This is a genomic window from Paenibacillus ginsengihumi DSM 21568 (assembly GCF_000380965.1).
Classification (GTDB): Bacteria; Bacillota; Bacilli; order Paenibacillales; family NBRC-103111; genus Paenibacillus_G; species Paenibacillus_G ginsengihumi.
Map to the genome: position 1 here is coordinate 14248 of NZ_KB905580.1, position 15208 is coordinate 29455.

Here is a 15208-nt window from a genome sequence, read left to right on the forward strand (position 1 = left end):
GAACGAGAGATGGAATGGACGAAGTGGCGGCCGGATCAGATGGATCAATGGTTCACATGGACGTTCTGGGCTGACGTGCTGCAGCTGATCACAAACAAATCGCTGATGCTCGTCATCATTTTGGCCCTGACGTGGCTCGCGCTGAAGGTCAGAAAAATCGTGATCCATCGCATCTTCGCGATCGCCAAGCTGGAGAAGAAGCAGAAGGATACGCTCGAATCGCTGCTGTTTTCGTTCAGCCGGTACGTGATCTTCGTGATTTCTTTCCTGATGTGTCTAAGCAACCTGGGGTTTGAGGTCGGGCCGATTATCGCTGGCGCCGGCGTCGTCGGACTGGCGGTCGGATTCGGCGCGCAGACGCTGGTCAAGGATCTGATTACCGGCTTTTTCATTATTTTCGAGGATCAGTTCTCCGTAGGCGACTACGTGACGATCAACAACGGCCAAATCAACGGGACGGTCGTCAGCGTCGGACTGCGGGCAACCAAAATCCGAACGTGGGCTCAGCACGTCGTCGTCATCCAAAACTCGGAAATCAGAATCAGCCAAAATTACAACCGGGAACGGATGAGAGCGATCGTACATGTGACCGTTCCATACGAGACCGATCCCAGCGAGGTCGAGTCCGCGGTGCACCAAGTATCGCACCGCATGGTGGAGCAAATGCCGCATTTATTTTTGCTGGACGATAAAGGGCAGGTCGTCGAGCCGCCGCAGCTGTACGGCATTACCGATGTCGAGAACGGCGCGCTTGGCGCCAAGTATACGGTCACCAGCCTCGTTCGCGATCAGCATTACTGGACAGCCTGCAAAGAAATGCGCAAGGAGCTTATTCGGGAGCTGCAATCGCGGGGCGTCCATATCGCATACCCGCGAAGGGTGGAGCGGCAGGAGCACGAGTGGCCGTCCCCGACTTCGGCGGGCTGATGCGCATCCAGCCGCCTGCGCGGCAAAGAGCGAAAGCGGCCGCCGCCATCATCGCCTGTTGCGGCTTGGGCATCTCGGCAGCGCCGAACATGCATGTGCAGCGGCAAGCTGGTTTGTATCGAAAGCGGAACTTCGGGGGTTCCGCTTTTATCTTTTTTTAGTTGATAATGATTCTTTTTATCAATACAATAGAAGAAGCAGAGAATTTGAGATGGAATACTTCCCCAAGGAGGAGCTTATCGATGCTTATTCAAACGAGAACGATTGTGGTGGAGAAAGGCTTTGCCGACCAGGTGGTCGAGCGGTTCAGCAAGGAAGGCGCGATCGACAGCATGGAAGGGCTGCTCGATGTGAGCGTGATGGTCAACAAGCGGGCGAAAGAGCAGGAAGAGGTCGTCGTCATGATCCGCTGGGAATCGGAGGAGGCCTGGAAAAACTGGGAGAAGAGCGATGCCCATATTCAGGGCCACCGTCAAAGCAAAGGGCAGCCTAAACCGGAATACGTCATCAGCACGTCCGTCAATATGTACGAGGTGAAGGCCGTAAGGAAAGGAAAAGCGGTGAAGCAGTAATCGTTAGACCTGGAGCTTATCGCAGCCGCAGCCGCTCGCAGCCACAGCTGCAGCCGCGAGCGGCTGCGGCTGTGTCAGGCTTGAATTTGCCGCATGGCCGCCAGCTCTTTCCCGCGCCGAACCTCTTCGCCGGGGCCAGTATCGCTCCCCTACTATAGTCCAGTTCAGGACCCATCGCCGGACCGTTTTGCCAGTGCGCAGCGCTCTATACAATAGAGTCAAACAAGAGCGGTACGGGGGAGAAGGCAATGGGAGCGAACAAACACGTCTATATTTTGTTAACCGATACGGGGACATGGTTGTCCCGGCTGATCAAATGGTATACGAAGGAGCCGCTGAATCACGCTTCGCTCGCTTTTGATCCGGGGCTGCGGGAAGTATACAGCTTTGGGCGCAAGGATCAGCGCAACCCGGTCATTGGCGGCTTCGTCAAGGAAGACGTGCGCGGGCCGCTGATGTCCGGCTCGCGCTGCGCCGTATATCGATGTTCAGTCGATGCGGAGACATTCATGCGCATTCGCAATGAGGTTAAACGGATCGAGGAGCGGCACGAGGAATATGCTTTCAACTTGTTGGGGATTATTGCCGTTGGCTTGGGACGGGGCCTCTCTCGCAGACGGGCTTTTTTTTGCTCGGAATTCGTCTCGACCGTCTGTCGCAGAGCAGGGTTCCGTCTGACGGATAAATCCGATTCGCTGGTTAGGCCCGCGGATTTGGCTGCATCGGATAAGCTGACGCTTGTATTTCAAGGCGAAATGACACATTACTTGCGCCGGATGGCGGCCGGAGACGGCCGGGCCGGGGCGGCGCGCGTTCGCGCGCTGCACCAGGACCTGCTGCGGGCGGACGCGGCGCCGGTATGCAGGCGTGCTTGCCGAGAAGGCCGGCTCGAAGCATCGGAAGCGGCGCTGTAATGCCCCCAGCGCTCAGCGCTCAGCCGTGGTGCGCTTCGACTTGTCTTGCCGGGAATAGATTGCTCGCATCGCTAGCCTTCGATCGGTGTTTAGCTTTCGTTAACGCTTGCCACAGAGCTTATTGCGCGCAAAACGATCGATTTGAAATCGTAACGCTTGTGAGCAGTCTTATTCTGCAATTTTGGCTACCGAAATCAACGTTTCTGATAAAATAGCGTTACCCCGTTTCGTTACCGTTTCCACAGCGTTCGATTCATCAAAATTGCGTTTGTCGCAAGCGTTAGAGATGATATTGCGGTTCAGAAGGTTCCAGAAGGACCGCCTTCTCGTTCTCGGCCGGCTTCTCCGTGCCGCGCTGCCTCCGTTTATGCGGCTTAAAGCCATACCTTGCGAATTGCGCCGGATAACGGCCCCCCAAAACGCGAAACCGCTGGTGACTATGCCCCAAGTCATTGAGCGGTTTTTTTAACATCACTGTCTGCACCTGGAAAAACGACCGCTAAAAGCGCGGTGCTCGTCCTTGAATGGGACGTCGAGTCGTCGACTGCTTTTTCTCAACGCGAAATCGCTGCAAAGCTTGCATCGTCCTCGCTATTCATCCCCCCGCATTCCGACAAGCCGGTTCGAAAACCACAGTCAGGTATGGCTGGAGGCCGTTCCGTTTACGCTATATTATCTCAAACAGCATTAAAGTGGCGCTGCTGGCGACGGCGCTGCCCCTGGCCGTTTCCGCGATGGCGGCCTACGGCTCTTTTTCCTTCTGAAAATGAGGGTGTGCTCCGCGGCTTCCCCTCAGCCGAGCTCGATGTTCGCAAGCAGAGAGCAGATGATCGGCAGGACAAGCCAAAAATCGACTTTCTTCCCGTCCAAGATCAACCTTCCTTCGCTGCGTTTCGTCAAATAGAGCAACAGGGGAATGGGAAGCGGCAGCGTACGGGCGGCTTTGCAAATTCCGCTGCAATGACACAGCAGGGAAGAGGAACAGCGATGCGCAAAAGCAGGAACAAGGCCTTTGCTCCGGCCAGCGCCAAAAAGCGGGGACGCTTGGCCGTATTTGCTTTGACAGCCACCGTCATGTTAATGGCCGCGATGTATGCGGCCGGCGGGCCTTCGCTATTCGGAGGCGGCGCAAGGGGCGGCGAGGGAGAACGCACGGCTCCCGCAACCGCTGCCGGTGCGGAACCCGGCCCGCTGCAGGGTGCAGCGGCTGGGGACGCGGCGGCGGCCGGAGCTGGCGGTCGCATGGCGGCCGACGCTCGCACGGCGGAGCATGTCCCGGGGAAAGCGCTCGGCGCCGCGACCGGCGCGGGCCGCGGGGGCGGGCTGCCGCAGCCGCCAGACGCGGATGGAGGCGCGAAGTCTGCGCGCGAGGACGCGCCCGGGAGCCGGACCGCCTCCGCCAATTCCGCAGCGGGAGCTGCCGGCGGCGAGCCGCCGCAAGAAGACGGTTCAGCCGCGTCTTCTCAGCCGCAGCCCCGCGGTGGGGAGCCGGGCACGTCGGCGCAGCCGCAGCTCCGCGGCGAGGAGGCGGGCACGTCGGCGCAGCCGCAGCCCCGCGGCGGGGAGCCGGGCACATCGGCGCAGCCGCAGCCCCGCGGCGAGGAGCCGGGCACGTCGGCGCAGCCGCAGCCCCGCGGCGAGGAGCCGGGCACGTCGGCGCAGCCGCAGCCCCGCGGCGGGGAGCCGGGCACGTCGGCGCAGCCGCAGGCCCGCGGCGAGGAGCCGGGCACATCGGCGCAGCCGCAGCCTCAGGATGAGGCGCCGGCCCCACCGCCGCCGTCCGCGCCGCACAAGGAGACGCCGGCCTTGCTGCCAGGACAGCCGACGTCTCCGGACGATCAGGCAGCGCCGCCGGCGGCAACGGAAGCGAAGCAGGTCGCGCTCACCTTCGACGACGGCCCGGATGCCAAGTATACGCCGCTTATACTGGACATTTTGAAAGAGCATGATGTGAAAGCGACGTTCTTCGTCGTGGGCAAGCAATCGGAAGCGTTTCCCGACGTGCTGAAGCGGATTCACGAGGAGGGGCACGCCATCGGCAATCACTCCTTCGCGCATGCCGATCTGTCGAAGCTTTCGGCGGCAGAGGTGCAGGAAGACATCGCCGCGGCCGATGAGGCGATCGCGCGGATCGTCGGCGCTTCCTCCGCACTGTTCCGGGCGCCGTACGGCGCCGAGTCGGAGGCGATGAGGAAGCACGTGGCCGATTCGGGGCGGCAGCTGGTTCGCTGGACGGTGGATACGCGGGACTGGGCCGGCACTTCGCCGGAGGAAATCATGGAGACGGTGCACAGGCAGCTGAAGCCGGGCGGCATTATTCTGATGCACAGCTTCGGCGGGAAGCAAGGGAAGCTCGACAATACGGTGAAAGTGCTTCCCCAATTGATCAAGGATCTGAGGGAGCAGGGCTACCGCTTCGTCACCGTGCCCGAGCTTTCGGCAAAATCATAATCCGGACGGCCGAGCCATAAATTTTTTTGTAAAAAAATGATGTCAAAGCGAACCAAAAGGAGGGGTAATTCCGTTTATATGATTGAGGTGGCGGCTGTGGAATCTAATGTAAAATTCGAATACTTGAAGTATTTGTCCGAGAGCTCCGATGCGAAGGCCATCGTCGAGGAGCTGATGACGGAATACGGCAAAGACGTATGGAATTATGCCTTCAGCATTACCCGCAAATGGGATCAGGCCGACGATATCACGCAAGAAGTCTTTATTAAGGTATATAAAAATATATTTACTTTCCGCAGCGAGGCTTCCGTCAAAACGTGGCTGCTGGCCATTACCCGGAATATGGCGCTCGACTACCGGAAATCGGCGTTTTACCGGAGGGTGACGCTGATCGATTTCATCTCTTCGCGGGGAGAGCAATCTTCCGCGGAGCAAGAGGTGATCGAACAGATGGCGATCAACGATATGTGGAAAGCCGTTCTTAAGCTGCCGGTAAAATATCGGGAAGTTCTGATCTTGTACGCTCATTATCAGCTGTCCATGAAAGAAATGGCGGAGGTGCTCGGCGTCAGCGTCGGAACGGTCAAGTCGCGGCTGTTCCATGCGCGGAACAAGATTTCGAAGATGAAGGAGAGTTGAACTGTTGGATCCGATGGACAAAGAGTTGAAGCAGAAGCTTGCTCCCGAGCCGCTGAACCGCAACGGTTTCGACGACGAACTGAAGAGCCGGATCGAAGAACGGTTGGACGAGAAGGAAGCCGCGCACGCCAAATGGCTGCCCCGACTCAGCTTCATGGGCGCTGCCTCGGGATTGCTCGCCTTGCTGATCGTCTGTTTCGGCCAGCCCTCGGGAGAACGGCCGGAGGCGGCAAGCGCCGCGCCGGGTTATGCGGATGCTGCGGATGCTCCCTTCATCGGACCGGTCAAGCCGCTGGAGCTTCAATCCGCGCTGCTGCTCGGACTAAGGACGGATCATCCGGCCGAAGGCAGCCGCGAAGCCTACAGCACCTACCGGACCGTATTGGTCGCCCCGGAGGACGGGCGGCTGCAGAAGGTAGCGGAAGGCCAAGGGATTCTGATGCCGTACAAGCAGGATTTTTGGAGGGTGGCTCCTGAACGGCTGGCTCTTGGCGGCCGGGAATCGCTTGTTCTTACCGCCTATAAAGCGAAAGAACAGGCCGCGGAAGCGCAGGCGAAGTCGGCATGGAACGGACCGGTTGTTCGGGATACCCCGATCGTCGTCGAGGAGAAGCTGCTGTTTGCCGGCAATCGGTATTTGGCTTTGAGCCAGAAGGTCGAATCGGTGGAGGACGGCAAACCCGTACTTCATGATTACGTTTGGGTCAAGGAGATCGAGCAGATCAAGCAGTCGGCCCGCACCGTCGTCTCGCTGCCGCACCGGGAGCCGCACGTGGCGATGAGAGATGTGTTCGGCAAGGGAGCAGAAGTGAGTTCGCCGCGGGCCGCGGAGCCGTTCGCCGAGGGAGAAAGCTGGACGATCGTCCGCAAGCAGGGCCGCTGGGCAGCCGAGCAGGCGATCTATTCCAAATCGGCCGACGAGTCCTATCAATATATGCTGATGGAAGTCCCGTCCGCCCTGCCGGAGCTGGTCGTGGCGCACGACAAATTGGCGGCCGATTGGGAGGGCATTCGCCAGTACCAGCCGCTGGCCACCGACGCTTTCTCCTCGCCGACGGAAGATATGGTCGCGGTGGTCGGAACGGACCGCATCACCTTCTATCCTTATCAGGACCGCATCGTGCCCAAGGATACGCTGACGATTCCGCTGGCCGAGAACGAAACGGTAATCATGTCGCAGTGGGCGGTAGACAAATACGTGCCGCTGTGGAAAAAACAGGTCGGCGAATTGTTGCAGCCCTAAGGCGCGCGAGGGACGCCGCTCTGAAGCCGCGAATCGCTTGCAGTGAACCGCTGACAAGCGGCTTGCGGCTTTGTCGTTATGCGGACCTGTCCGGATAAGAGGCGATTGGCCTGGAATTTACGTAGGAGCAAGGAGAATGCGGATGAAGCTGGTTTCATGGAACGTCAACGGCCTTAGAGCCTGCGTGAGCAAAGGATTTATGAACTATTTTAACGAAGCGGACGCCGACATCTTCTGCCTTCAGGAGACGAAGCTGCAGGAGGGGCAGATCGAGCTGGACCTGGGCGACGCGTATGAGCAATATTGGAATTACGCGGAGAAAAAAGGATATTCCGGCACCGCCGTCTTTACGCGAATCAAGCCGCTGTCGGTGCGATACGGCATGGAGGAGAACAGAGAGCCGGAAGGGCGGATCATCACGTTGGAGTTCGAAGGCTTCTATCTCGTTAACGTCTATACGCCCAACGCCAAACGGGACTTGTCCCGGCTAGCGTACCGGCTGGAATGGGAGGATCGCTTCCGCGCTTATCTCCGGCAATTGGACGAAGCGAAGCCGGTCATCGTATGCGGCGATATGAACGTCGCCCATAAGGAAATCGACCTGAAAAATGCGAAATCGAACGAAGGCAACTCCGGATTCACTGCGGAAGAGCGGGGCAAAATGACGGACCTGCTGGCCGCCGGTTTTACCGACACCTTCCGCTATTTTTATCCGGACCGCGAAGGGGCGTACAGCTGGTGGTCCTACATGCCGAAGGTGCGGGAGCGGAACATCGGGTGGCGAATCGATTATTTCCTGACCTCATCCCGGCTGGAGCCGTACTTGCTGGATGCGCAAATCGACTGTCACATTATGGGCAGCGATCACTGCCCGGTCGTGCTGGCGATGGAAGAAATCAAGGCGCGGCAATAACGGCCCTGCCGCATCCTTCAGGCTCGCGATGCGCCGCTGTATGCCGGGACGCGGTCTGCTCCCGCCATCCGGGGAGCGGGCAGCGTTCTAGCGGCATATCCCCTGCCCGACGGCACCGTAACTGCGAGTTGTCGCCTGCCCGACAGGCTGGTATACGGGACCGGAGAGCGGGAGGACAGAAGGAAGATGGCAGGATAGCACAAGGAAAGCTTCGCCCCGCCGGATCGCCGAAAATCCGGCCGGAGCGGCACAGTCAATTGGCGTCCGTCAGCCGGATGCCGGGGTGGCTGATGCCAGCCTCCGCATATTTGATGCTCGCGCCCAACGAGCGAAAAGCGCCAACGACATTCTCGTAGCCTCGTTCGATGTGCTGCACTCCGGCAATCGTCGTCGTTCCCTCGGCGGCGAGCCCGGCCAGAATGAGGCAGATCCCTGCCCGGATGTCGGAGGCGTGCACCAGAGCGCCCTGCAGCGGAATGCCGCCCCGGATAAAGGCTACGCCGGAACGAACCTTAATATCCGCTCCCATCCGATTGAGCTGCTGAACGTGGTTGAAGCGGCCCGGGAACACCGTGTCGCACACGATGCTTTTGCCGGGGGTTTGCGTCAACAGCGCGGTGAGCGGCTGCTGCACATCCGTCGGAAAAGCGGGATACATCGCCGCTCTGACCCTGGTTGCCCGCAGCACCCCCGTCGAGCGGGCGGTGATCGACTGATCCCCTTCCTCGATATCCAGGCCGATCTCCCTCAGTTTGGCCGTGCAGGCAGACAGATGCTCGGGCACGACATCGCATACCGTGACCGTACCGCCAGCGACGCCTGCCGCGATCAGGAAAGCTGCGGCGATGAGCCGGTCCGGGATGACCGTATAGCGGCAGCCGCGCAAATATCGGACGCCCTCGATCCGGATCGTATCCGTCCCGGCACCGCTTATTTTGGCCCCCATCTGATTCAAAAAGTTGGCTGTATCGGTCACTTCCGGATCGCGCGCGGCATTGTACAGCACCGTGCTGCCCTTGGCGCGGACGGCGGCAAGCATGGCGTTGATCGTCGCGCCCGAGGTAATCGTATCGAAATAGATCGACGCGCCATTCAGCTCGCGGGCTTCGACCTCGTAATGCTTGTCATGAAAAGTAAAGCGGGCCCCCAGCATTTTCAATGCCTTGATATGCTGGTCGATCGGACGGGACCCGAAATCGTCGCCGCCGGGATAGCCCACGGAGACTTTGCCGAATTTGGCAAGCAGAGCGCCTGCAAAATAATAGGCGGTCCGGAAGGAGGACGATTGTACGGGATCCAGCGACGTGTGGCGGATGCTTCGCGGATCGATGTGCACGATGCCCGACTTGTCGCGGTGCACGGAAAGCCCGATGCCGTCGGCCAGCCGGCACACCGCCTTAAAATCGGCAATATCGGGAATGCCCGATAAAGCAACGGGCTCGTCCGCCAGGCATGCGGCAGCCAGCAGCGCCAAAGCGCTGTTTTTGGAACCGGGAATGCTGACCGTGCCGTTTAATTCCGGGGACCGTTCCACTTGAATCCATTTCATGCAGTGTGTACCTCCATGCGATTGGTTTTCGTCGGCAAGGATCGCTGGGCTTTCCGGCACCCGACGATTTGAAGAAAGCCCTGCAGCCAGCCGTTCCTGGGGAGGGACAGCCGCACTGAGGGCTTTCGGAGGTGCGCCCCGCTTGGGGCTATTGATGGTTTGCGACTCGCGTTTGCGATTACTGGTTGTCCGTCATGAGCTCTTGGTACTGCTCGTCCGACAAGATGCGCCGGGCCGTAACGTACCGCTTGGCGTAATAATCCTCGCTAAGCTTCGTAATGACGACACCTTGATTGGTGGCCGAATGGTAAAACTTTCCGTCTCCGACATAAACGCCGACATGCGAGATGCCGCGGCCGTCCGTGTTGAAAAAAACGAGATCTCCAGCGCGGAGATTTTCCTTGCTTACTTCTGTGCCCTTCTCAGCTTGTCCTTTGGAAGTGTGCGGCAGTTCAATGCCGAATTTGGCGAATACCCAAGAAGTGTATCCGGAACAGTCAAAGCCTTGCTTGGATGTGCCCGCCCATTTGTAGGGGGCGCCCAATCCGTCGTTGACGGCTGCGCTCAAAGGCGTCTCGGCGAAAGCGCTGCTGACATGAATACTGCAAAACATCGCTAAGGACAGTGCGGCACCAACAAGCTTTTTCAACAGAGGTTTCCCCTTCCGATGCCTACGAGGTTAGCTTGTGGGTTCGGTTGAAGGCACCCTATGATCACTCAGACGCGAGATCAATTCACCCGGAAGTGGTTCCCCCGTTTTCCGCTTCACGATGCGGAAATTCGGCAAAATTTTCATGTTTTGATTCCGGATACATATATTCGAGCAAATCCGTGTTTTTCCTTCCGTTGTCACACAATATTCACAATTACAAGGTCTAAACCTGAAACTTTTTTTGAAGAGGCCCTGCAAGGGTGCGATATTTACGCAAAAGGGGGCAGAGGGGGGATGATTTCGTCGCGTCGGCGGATAGGCAGATAGAGGAGTCGGCGGGGAGGCGGACGGATGCTGGGAAGCATGAAGCCGGCTTTGGAGCGTTGTCAGGCCGGCTTGCCGGTTTATGTGCAGGATAGGCCGGCTTGCCCGGGGGCCGCCCGATCCGGCAAGCCGGCCCCCGGACCGGGAAAGTGTCCTCCGGCCTATGTCGGAGCAGCAGATTTTCGCGCCTTATACGCCTTATCAGAGGGGGCGTGTTTACAGAGCTGCCGGACCTTGGCCCCGAACATCGGAGATCGGGGGCGGAGCCGCCTTGGCCTTCGGCCGTCCGCTCCAGGACCAGTAGGTGCCGACTCGGAGCAGCCTCTCCACGGGACCGCTGCGGAACCGCTTCAGCCACAGCAGGCTGCCCGTTGCCAGCGCCGCATAGATGACGACGGCCAGCAGCGCTCCCGGAAGCACGCCGAGCTTGCCGAACAGGCCGAGTCCGAATCCGTAGAAGATGAGCACGCAGACGATGCTGTGCATTAAGTAATTGGTCAGCGACAAGCGGCCGACCGCCTCAAAAGCCCGGATCACGGCCGACTTCCTGGGCGACACGGCGTACAGCAGGGCGAACAGGTACACGTAGCCCAAGCCCAGCAGCGGACCGCCGAGCAAGGTGAGGGGGCCGTTCCAAGCGCTGCCCGTCCCGAGCAAGACGCAGGCCGTCTTCAGCGCAAGGGCGACGGGAACGAGGAGCGCTCCGCGGACATACCGCTTGATTTCTGCGGACGGATCGAGGAAGCGCCCGCGCTTCGCCGCCGCCATGCCGAAGAGAAACATCGGCGCGCTAATTAGCGGAGTGATCAGGAACACGAGCAGCAGCAGCCACTCCGGCAGATCGATGGGCAACTCCTCGGTCAGCCGGAAATGCATAATCTCGCTGTATGTGCCGCTGCCGTACACCTCGATCGATTTCTTCACATAGGCCGCCATGCGCGCTGTCCCTTCCGCCGTCGTCTCCGCGGTGCCATAGCTGAACGCCGCCATCAGCGCCAGCAAAGCGGTGCCCCAGATCAGCAGCGTCCTTGGTTTTCGCTTCACGAACAGCAGCAGGAAGAAGCTGACCCCTCCGTAGAACAGCAGGATATCGCCTTCCCAGATGTAGTACGAGTGCAGCGCTCCAAGTGCGATCAGCAGAACCGACCGGCGGAAGAGACTGCGGCCGCACTTCAGTCCTTTGGCAATCAGGCTTTCTCTCATCATCACCATGCTGTACCCGAACAGGAAAGCAAAGATGGGCATGAAGCTGCCTTCCACGAATATTTTCAGCACGTTGTGGACGGCCTGGTCCAGAGCGGTGGCCTGGAAGTAATGCAGCTCGTCTTTGCCGAATATACCGTATTGAAAAATGAGCATGTTGGCCATCAGGATGCCCGCAAGGCTTAGCCCGCGAATCGCGTCGACGGCTGTTGAACGTTGTTGTGTATGCATGCGATCACCTCTATGGTCCAGTATAGCGGCCGTATATGAATAGGAGAGAAACGGCGGCCAAACGTTTTCTTAACTTTTTCGGCTTTTGTTTAACTGGTGTTAATGTTGCTGTGTTAGCATGATGTACGGGTGAACAAATATGGATCATGCACGAATATTAATTGTAGATGACGAGCCTGCGATTGTAAAAATGCTGCAGATGGTGCTGCGCAAGGAAGGCTTTGGGCAAATATACACCGCGGCGAGCTGCCGGGAGGCGCTCAGCGAAATTGCCGCCCACGGCGCCGATTTCGTGCTGCTGGACGTCATGCTGCCCGACGGCACGGGCTTCGACCTGTGCCCGCAGCTGCGCGCTTACGGCAGCCCGCACATCCTGTTCCTGACGGCCAGGGCATCCGATCTGGACGTGCTGACCGGCTTTGCCATAGGCGGGGACGATTACGTGACGAAGCCGTTCAATCCGCTGGAGATCGCGGCCCGGATCAAGGCCCGGCTGCGCCGCGGCGAGCTCGGATCAAGGCCGGCCGCCGAACCGCCCGTCCTTCCGCGCGCCTGGGATTTCGGACGGTTCAAGGTGGACGAGGCCGCCGGCGAGCTGACGGTGCTGGGCAAGCCTGTGCCGTGTCCGGCGCAAGTATTCCAGCTGCTGCTGTATTTCTGCAAACATCCCGGCATCGTCTTCTCCAAATCGCAGCTGTACGAAGCGGTATGGGGCATCGATGGCATGGGCGAGGACAATACCGTGACGGTGCATATCCGGCGCATTCGGGAGCGAATCGAGGAGGACCCGAGCAACCCGAAGTACCTGCTGACGGTAAGGGGGCTCGGCTACAAGCTCGTTAAGGAGAACGGCCGATGAAGCTGCGCAGGAGACTCGCTTTTCATTTTGCGTACCAAATGATTGCGCTCTCGGCTCTCATGTTCTGTTTTCTGATCGTGCTGCTGTTTTTCCTGGTGAGCTTTATGAACAACGAAGAGATGAAGCGCAATTTTCCGGCGGGAGTGCTGAGCGGCATCGTTACGGAGACGATCGCCGAGCAGGGAGCCATCCAATTGGAGGAGCACTGGAAGCTGCTGCTTGAGGAGAGAGGCATGTGGCTTCAGGTTGTCGATATGGAAGGGAAAGTGATCCATGCCACCAACACGCCGGAGGACGTCCCGAAGGAATATACCGTCAGCAGCCTGCTCGCCATTCAAGAAGAACGGCGGCTCGGCAAATATACGTTGGCTTGGGAAATGGACCTGTTCTACGATAAACCGTTGCTGTTCCTGATGGGGCGCGTCGATGCCGCCGCCAACCGGCTGCGCGAGTGGGCGGGCGCTTATGAAAAGGACGGGCTGATCGACCCGCAGCTTAGGAGCGACCTGGAGAACAAGCTTGCCGCCTCCGGCGGATATCTCCATATCGTCGACCGGGACGGCCGCATTGTTCAGACCCTTGGACAAGGGGCGGGGGACAAAACGGCATATCATCCGCTGGAGATCATCGCGATGCAGGAGCAGCCAGGCACCTATGCTACGCATATCGCCGTATATTTGGACAAGGGCAGCGACAATACCTGGGTGTACCACACCCCTCATGATGGAGCGTTAAGGAAAAGACCGATGATGAACGAGCTGCTGCGCGCAGGGCTGTGGACGATGCTGGCCGTGCTGCTGCTGTCGCTCGGCATCGCGATCTGGCACGGCTACCGCTACAGCCGTCCGCTATTGCTCTTTACCGGCTGGTTCGAGCGAATGGGCAAGGGGGCCTACGAGGAAGTGCTGACGCCGAAGGATCGAAAACGCGTCTTTCGCAAGAACGGCAAGCTGCGCATGCGCTACAGACTGTACGAGGAGGTGATCCGCTCCTTTTACCGGATGGCCGAGCAGCTGGCGGAGGCCGAGCGGGAGCGGGCCCGGCTCGAGCGGAACCGGGAGGAATGGATGTCGGGGATATCGCACGATTTGCGCACCCCGCTTTCCTCCATTCAGGGCTACGGCTACATGCTGGAGAAGGCGCCTCAGGATTGGAGCCCGGAGGAGCTGCGGGAGATGGGGACCGTCATTCGGGAGAAAGGGGATTACATGCTGGAGCTGATCGACGATTTCTCCCTCGTGTTTCGCCTGAAAAGCACGATCCGCCCGCAGGAGCTGGTCCCGCTCGATCTGAACGAGCTGGTCCGCCGCTGCGTGCTGAAATACGTGAACGACGCCACGCTGAATGAAGCGAACTTGACCTATATCGGCGGGGAAACGCCGCTTGTTGTCAGCGGCAACGCCAAGTGGCTGCAGCGGCTCATGGACAATCTGATCATCAACGCGGTGAAGCATAATCCGGAGGGCGTCCAGATTGAGGTTCGGGTCGAGAGCCGTCCGGGCTGGGCCGCCATTCTCGTTGCCGATCAGGGCGTCGGCATGGACGAGGAGACGAAGGCGAATCTGTTCGAACGGTATTACCGCGGAACGAACACGGAGGAAGGCGTGGATGGCTCGGGGCTCGGCATGAGCATTGCCAAGGCGATCGTGGAGGCGCATGCCGGCAGGGTGGACGTCTGGTCGGAGGTGGGCCGGGGCACGACGATTACCGTTCTGCTGCCCGAGGCCCGGCAGGAAGCCAGCGAGCCGGCCGCACGCCACAATTAAACTGGCAGCGGAGGAGGCTCCGCTCCGCCAAAGCAAAACACCTTGAGGGCGGCCTCTGTCCTGTCTCGCATAGAAAGAGGCGGACTCTTCAAGGTGTTTTGACTCGCTTGCTTGATGTGCGCGAGCCGGCGATCAGGCGCTGCGGGACTTTTCCGCCCACAGCGCATACTGCGTGCTGATCGCCCATATTTTGCAAAACATATGGATCAGCCGATACGCTTGAAATCCGATCAGCGCGGCGAATCCCGCCCAGATGAAGGCGGAGGCGGTGACCGCGGCGGACAGCAGCCCGGCTGCCAGCGCGACGAACAGCGTGAGCAGCGCCGCCGTGCCGAGATGGCGCAGCGCGAAAATCAGCGTATACAGGAGCGTGCGCTCGGCGGCTTTGCCGATCATGAGCAGCGAGAAGCACAGCTGCAGCAGGAACAGGTAGATCGCATACCCGGCGGCTTCCGGCAGCAGATCGAGCCCGAGGCCGATGTAGCTGGTTTGCTTCGCGAACTGGCTAGCGGCGCGCGGAATGAGCCAATACAGCGGGGCGAGCGCCAGCAGCGTCTGCAGCGCGTACAGGCCGAGATAAGGCCAGGACAGCTTGCGCACGCCTTGCACGAACCGGTAGCCCGCGTTCAGCTCGGGGTGTTGGAGCGAATAGTAAATGCCGGCGTTCAGCACCGGGCTGAGCGCCATTCGCAGCAGCACAAGCGTCAGCCCCCACCCGATATACGGGGCGGCCAGGTCGGTCTTCATCAGCTGGAACTGCCCCTCAATCCAAAACAGCTGTACGGCTTCCTGGGATAACTGCTTGCCCGGATAACGGTGCAACAGGGGGACGACGATCGACTGCACCAGCTTGTAGATGACGACTCCCCATACCAGATTGTAGGCGAACAGCGTGAATACCGCGAACGGCTGGCGCCAGGCCGAGGACCAGCCTGCTTTGATGAATGTCCACATGCGGTTACCTC

General features: G+C 59.5%; 13 protein-coding genes and 1 riboswitch. Of the genes, 9 read left to right on the plus strand and 4 right to left on the minus strand.

Annotated features, from left to right (window positions below):
- The first annotated feature begins 9 nt into the window (after positions 1-9).
- The 7 genes from F591_RS0116330 to F591_RS0116375 all read left to right on the plus strand — a co-directional run bounded on the left by F591_RS0116330 (position 10) and on the right by F591_RS0116375 (position 7659).
- Positions 10-927, plus strand: a complete 918-nt coding sequence (locus F591_RS0116330; RefSeq protein ID WP_019535696.1) for a mechanosensitive ion channel family protein — start codon at positions 10-12, stop codon at positions 925-927.
- Positions 928-1169: 242 nt separating this feature from the next.
- Positions 1170-1499: an antibiotic biosynthesis monooxygenase gene (locus F591_RS0116340; RefSeq protein WP_019535698.1), complete on the plus strand. Its 330-nt coding sequence runs from the start codon at positions 1170-1172 to the stop codon at positions 1497-1499.
- A gap of 248 nt (positions 1500-1747) precedes the next feature.
- Positions 1748-2413, plus strand: coding sequence for a hypothetical protein (locus F591_RS28275; protein WP_019535699.1), 666 nt, complete (start codon positions 1748-1750; stop codon positions 2411-2413).
- Between the two features lie 987 nt (positions 2414-3400).
- On the plus strand, positions 3401-4864 hold the full coding sequence (locus F591_RS32330) for a polysaccharide deacetylase family protein (RefSeq protein ID WP_019535701.1): 1464 nt from the start codon (positions 3401-3403) through the stop codon (positions 4862-4864).
- 96 nt (positions 4865-4960) lie between these two features.
- Entirely contained in the window at positions 4961-5503 is a 543-nt protein-coding gene (locus tag F591_RS0116365) for an RNA polymerase sigma factor (protein WP_040741875.1), read from the plus strand.
- Positions 5504-5507: 4 nt separating this feature from the next.
- Positions 5508-6746, plus strand: coding sequence for a hypothetical protein (locus tag F591_RS0116370; protein WP_019535703.1), 1239 nt, complete (start codon positions 5508-5510; stop codon positions 6744-6746).
- 142 nt (positions 6747-6888) lie between these two features.
- Positions 6889-7659, plus strand: coding sequence for an exodeoxyribonuclease III (locus tag F591_RS0116375; protein WP_019535704.1), 771 nt, complete (start codon positions 6889-6891; stop codon positions 7657-7659).
- Between the two features lie 253 nt (positions 7660-7912).
- Here F591_RS0116375 and murA read toward each other — a convergent pair whose 3' ends face one another.
- From murA to F591_RS0116390, 3 genes are all read right to left on the minus strand, one after another.
- Positions 7913-9208, minus strand: coding sequence for a UDP-N-acetylglucosamine 1-carboxyvinyltransferase (gene murA, locus F591_RS0116380; RefSeq protein ID WP_019535705.1), 1296 nt, complete (start codon positions 9206-9208; stop codon positions 7913-7915).
- Positions 9209-9386: 178 nt separating this feature from the next.
- Complete coding sequence (locus F591_RS0116385; protein WP_026326671.1) at positions 9387-9860, minus strand: C40 family peptidase; 474 nt, start codon at positions 9858-9860, stop codon at positions 9387-9389.
- A 1-nt stretch (position 9861) separates the two neighbouring features.
- Positions 9862-10004, minus strand: a riboswitch (cyclic di-AMP (ydaO/yuaA leader).
- Positions 10005-10400: 396 nt separating this feature from the next.
- Positions 10401-11618, minus strand: a complete 1218-nt coding sequence (locus F591_RS0116390) for a DUF418 domain-containing protein (protein ID WP_019535707.1) — start codon at positions 11616-11618, stop codon at positions 10401-10403.
- 139 nt (positions 11619-11757) lie between these two features.
- Between F591_RS0116390 and F591_RS0116395 the strand changes: the two genes are divergently transcribed.
- Together F591_RS0116395 and F591_RS0116400 are read left to right on the plus strand one after the other, a co-directional pair.
- A complete protein-coding gene (locus F591_RS0116395; RefSeq protein ID WP_019535708.1) occupies positions 11758-12477 on the plus strand; it encodes a response regulator transcription factor in 720 nt (239 codons plus the stop codon).
- Positions 12474-14243 carry a sensor histidine kinase gene (locus F591_RS0116400; RefSeq protein WP_019535709.1) on the plus strand — a complete coding sequence of 590 codons (1770 nt, stop codon included), beginning with the start codon at positions 12474-12476 and terminating at the stop codon, positions 14241-14243. The genes F591_RS0116395 and F591_RS0116400 overlap by 4 nt, the downstream gene beginning before the upstream one ends.
- A 132-nt stretch (positions 14244-14375) precedes the next feature.
- Here F591_RS0116400 and F591_RS0116405 read toward each other — a convergent pair whose 3' ends face one another.
- Complete coding sequence (locus F591_RS0116405; RefSeq protein ID WP_019535710.1) at positions 14376-15197, minus strand: hypothetical protein; 822 nt, start codon at positions 15195-15197, stop codon at positions 14376-14378.
- Between the last annotated feature and the right edge of the window lie 11 nt (positions 15198-15208).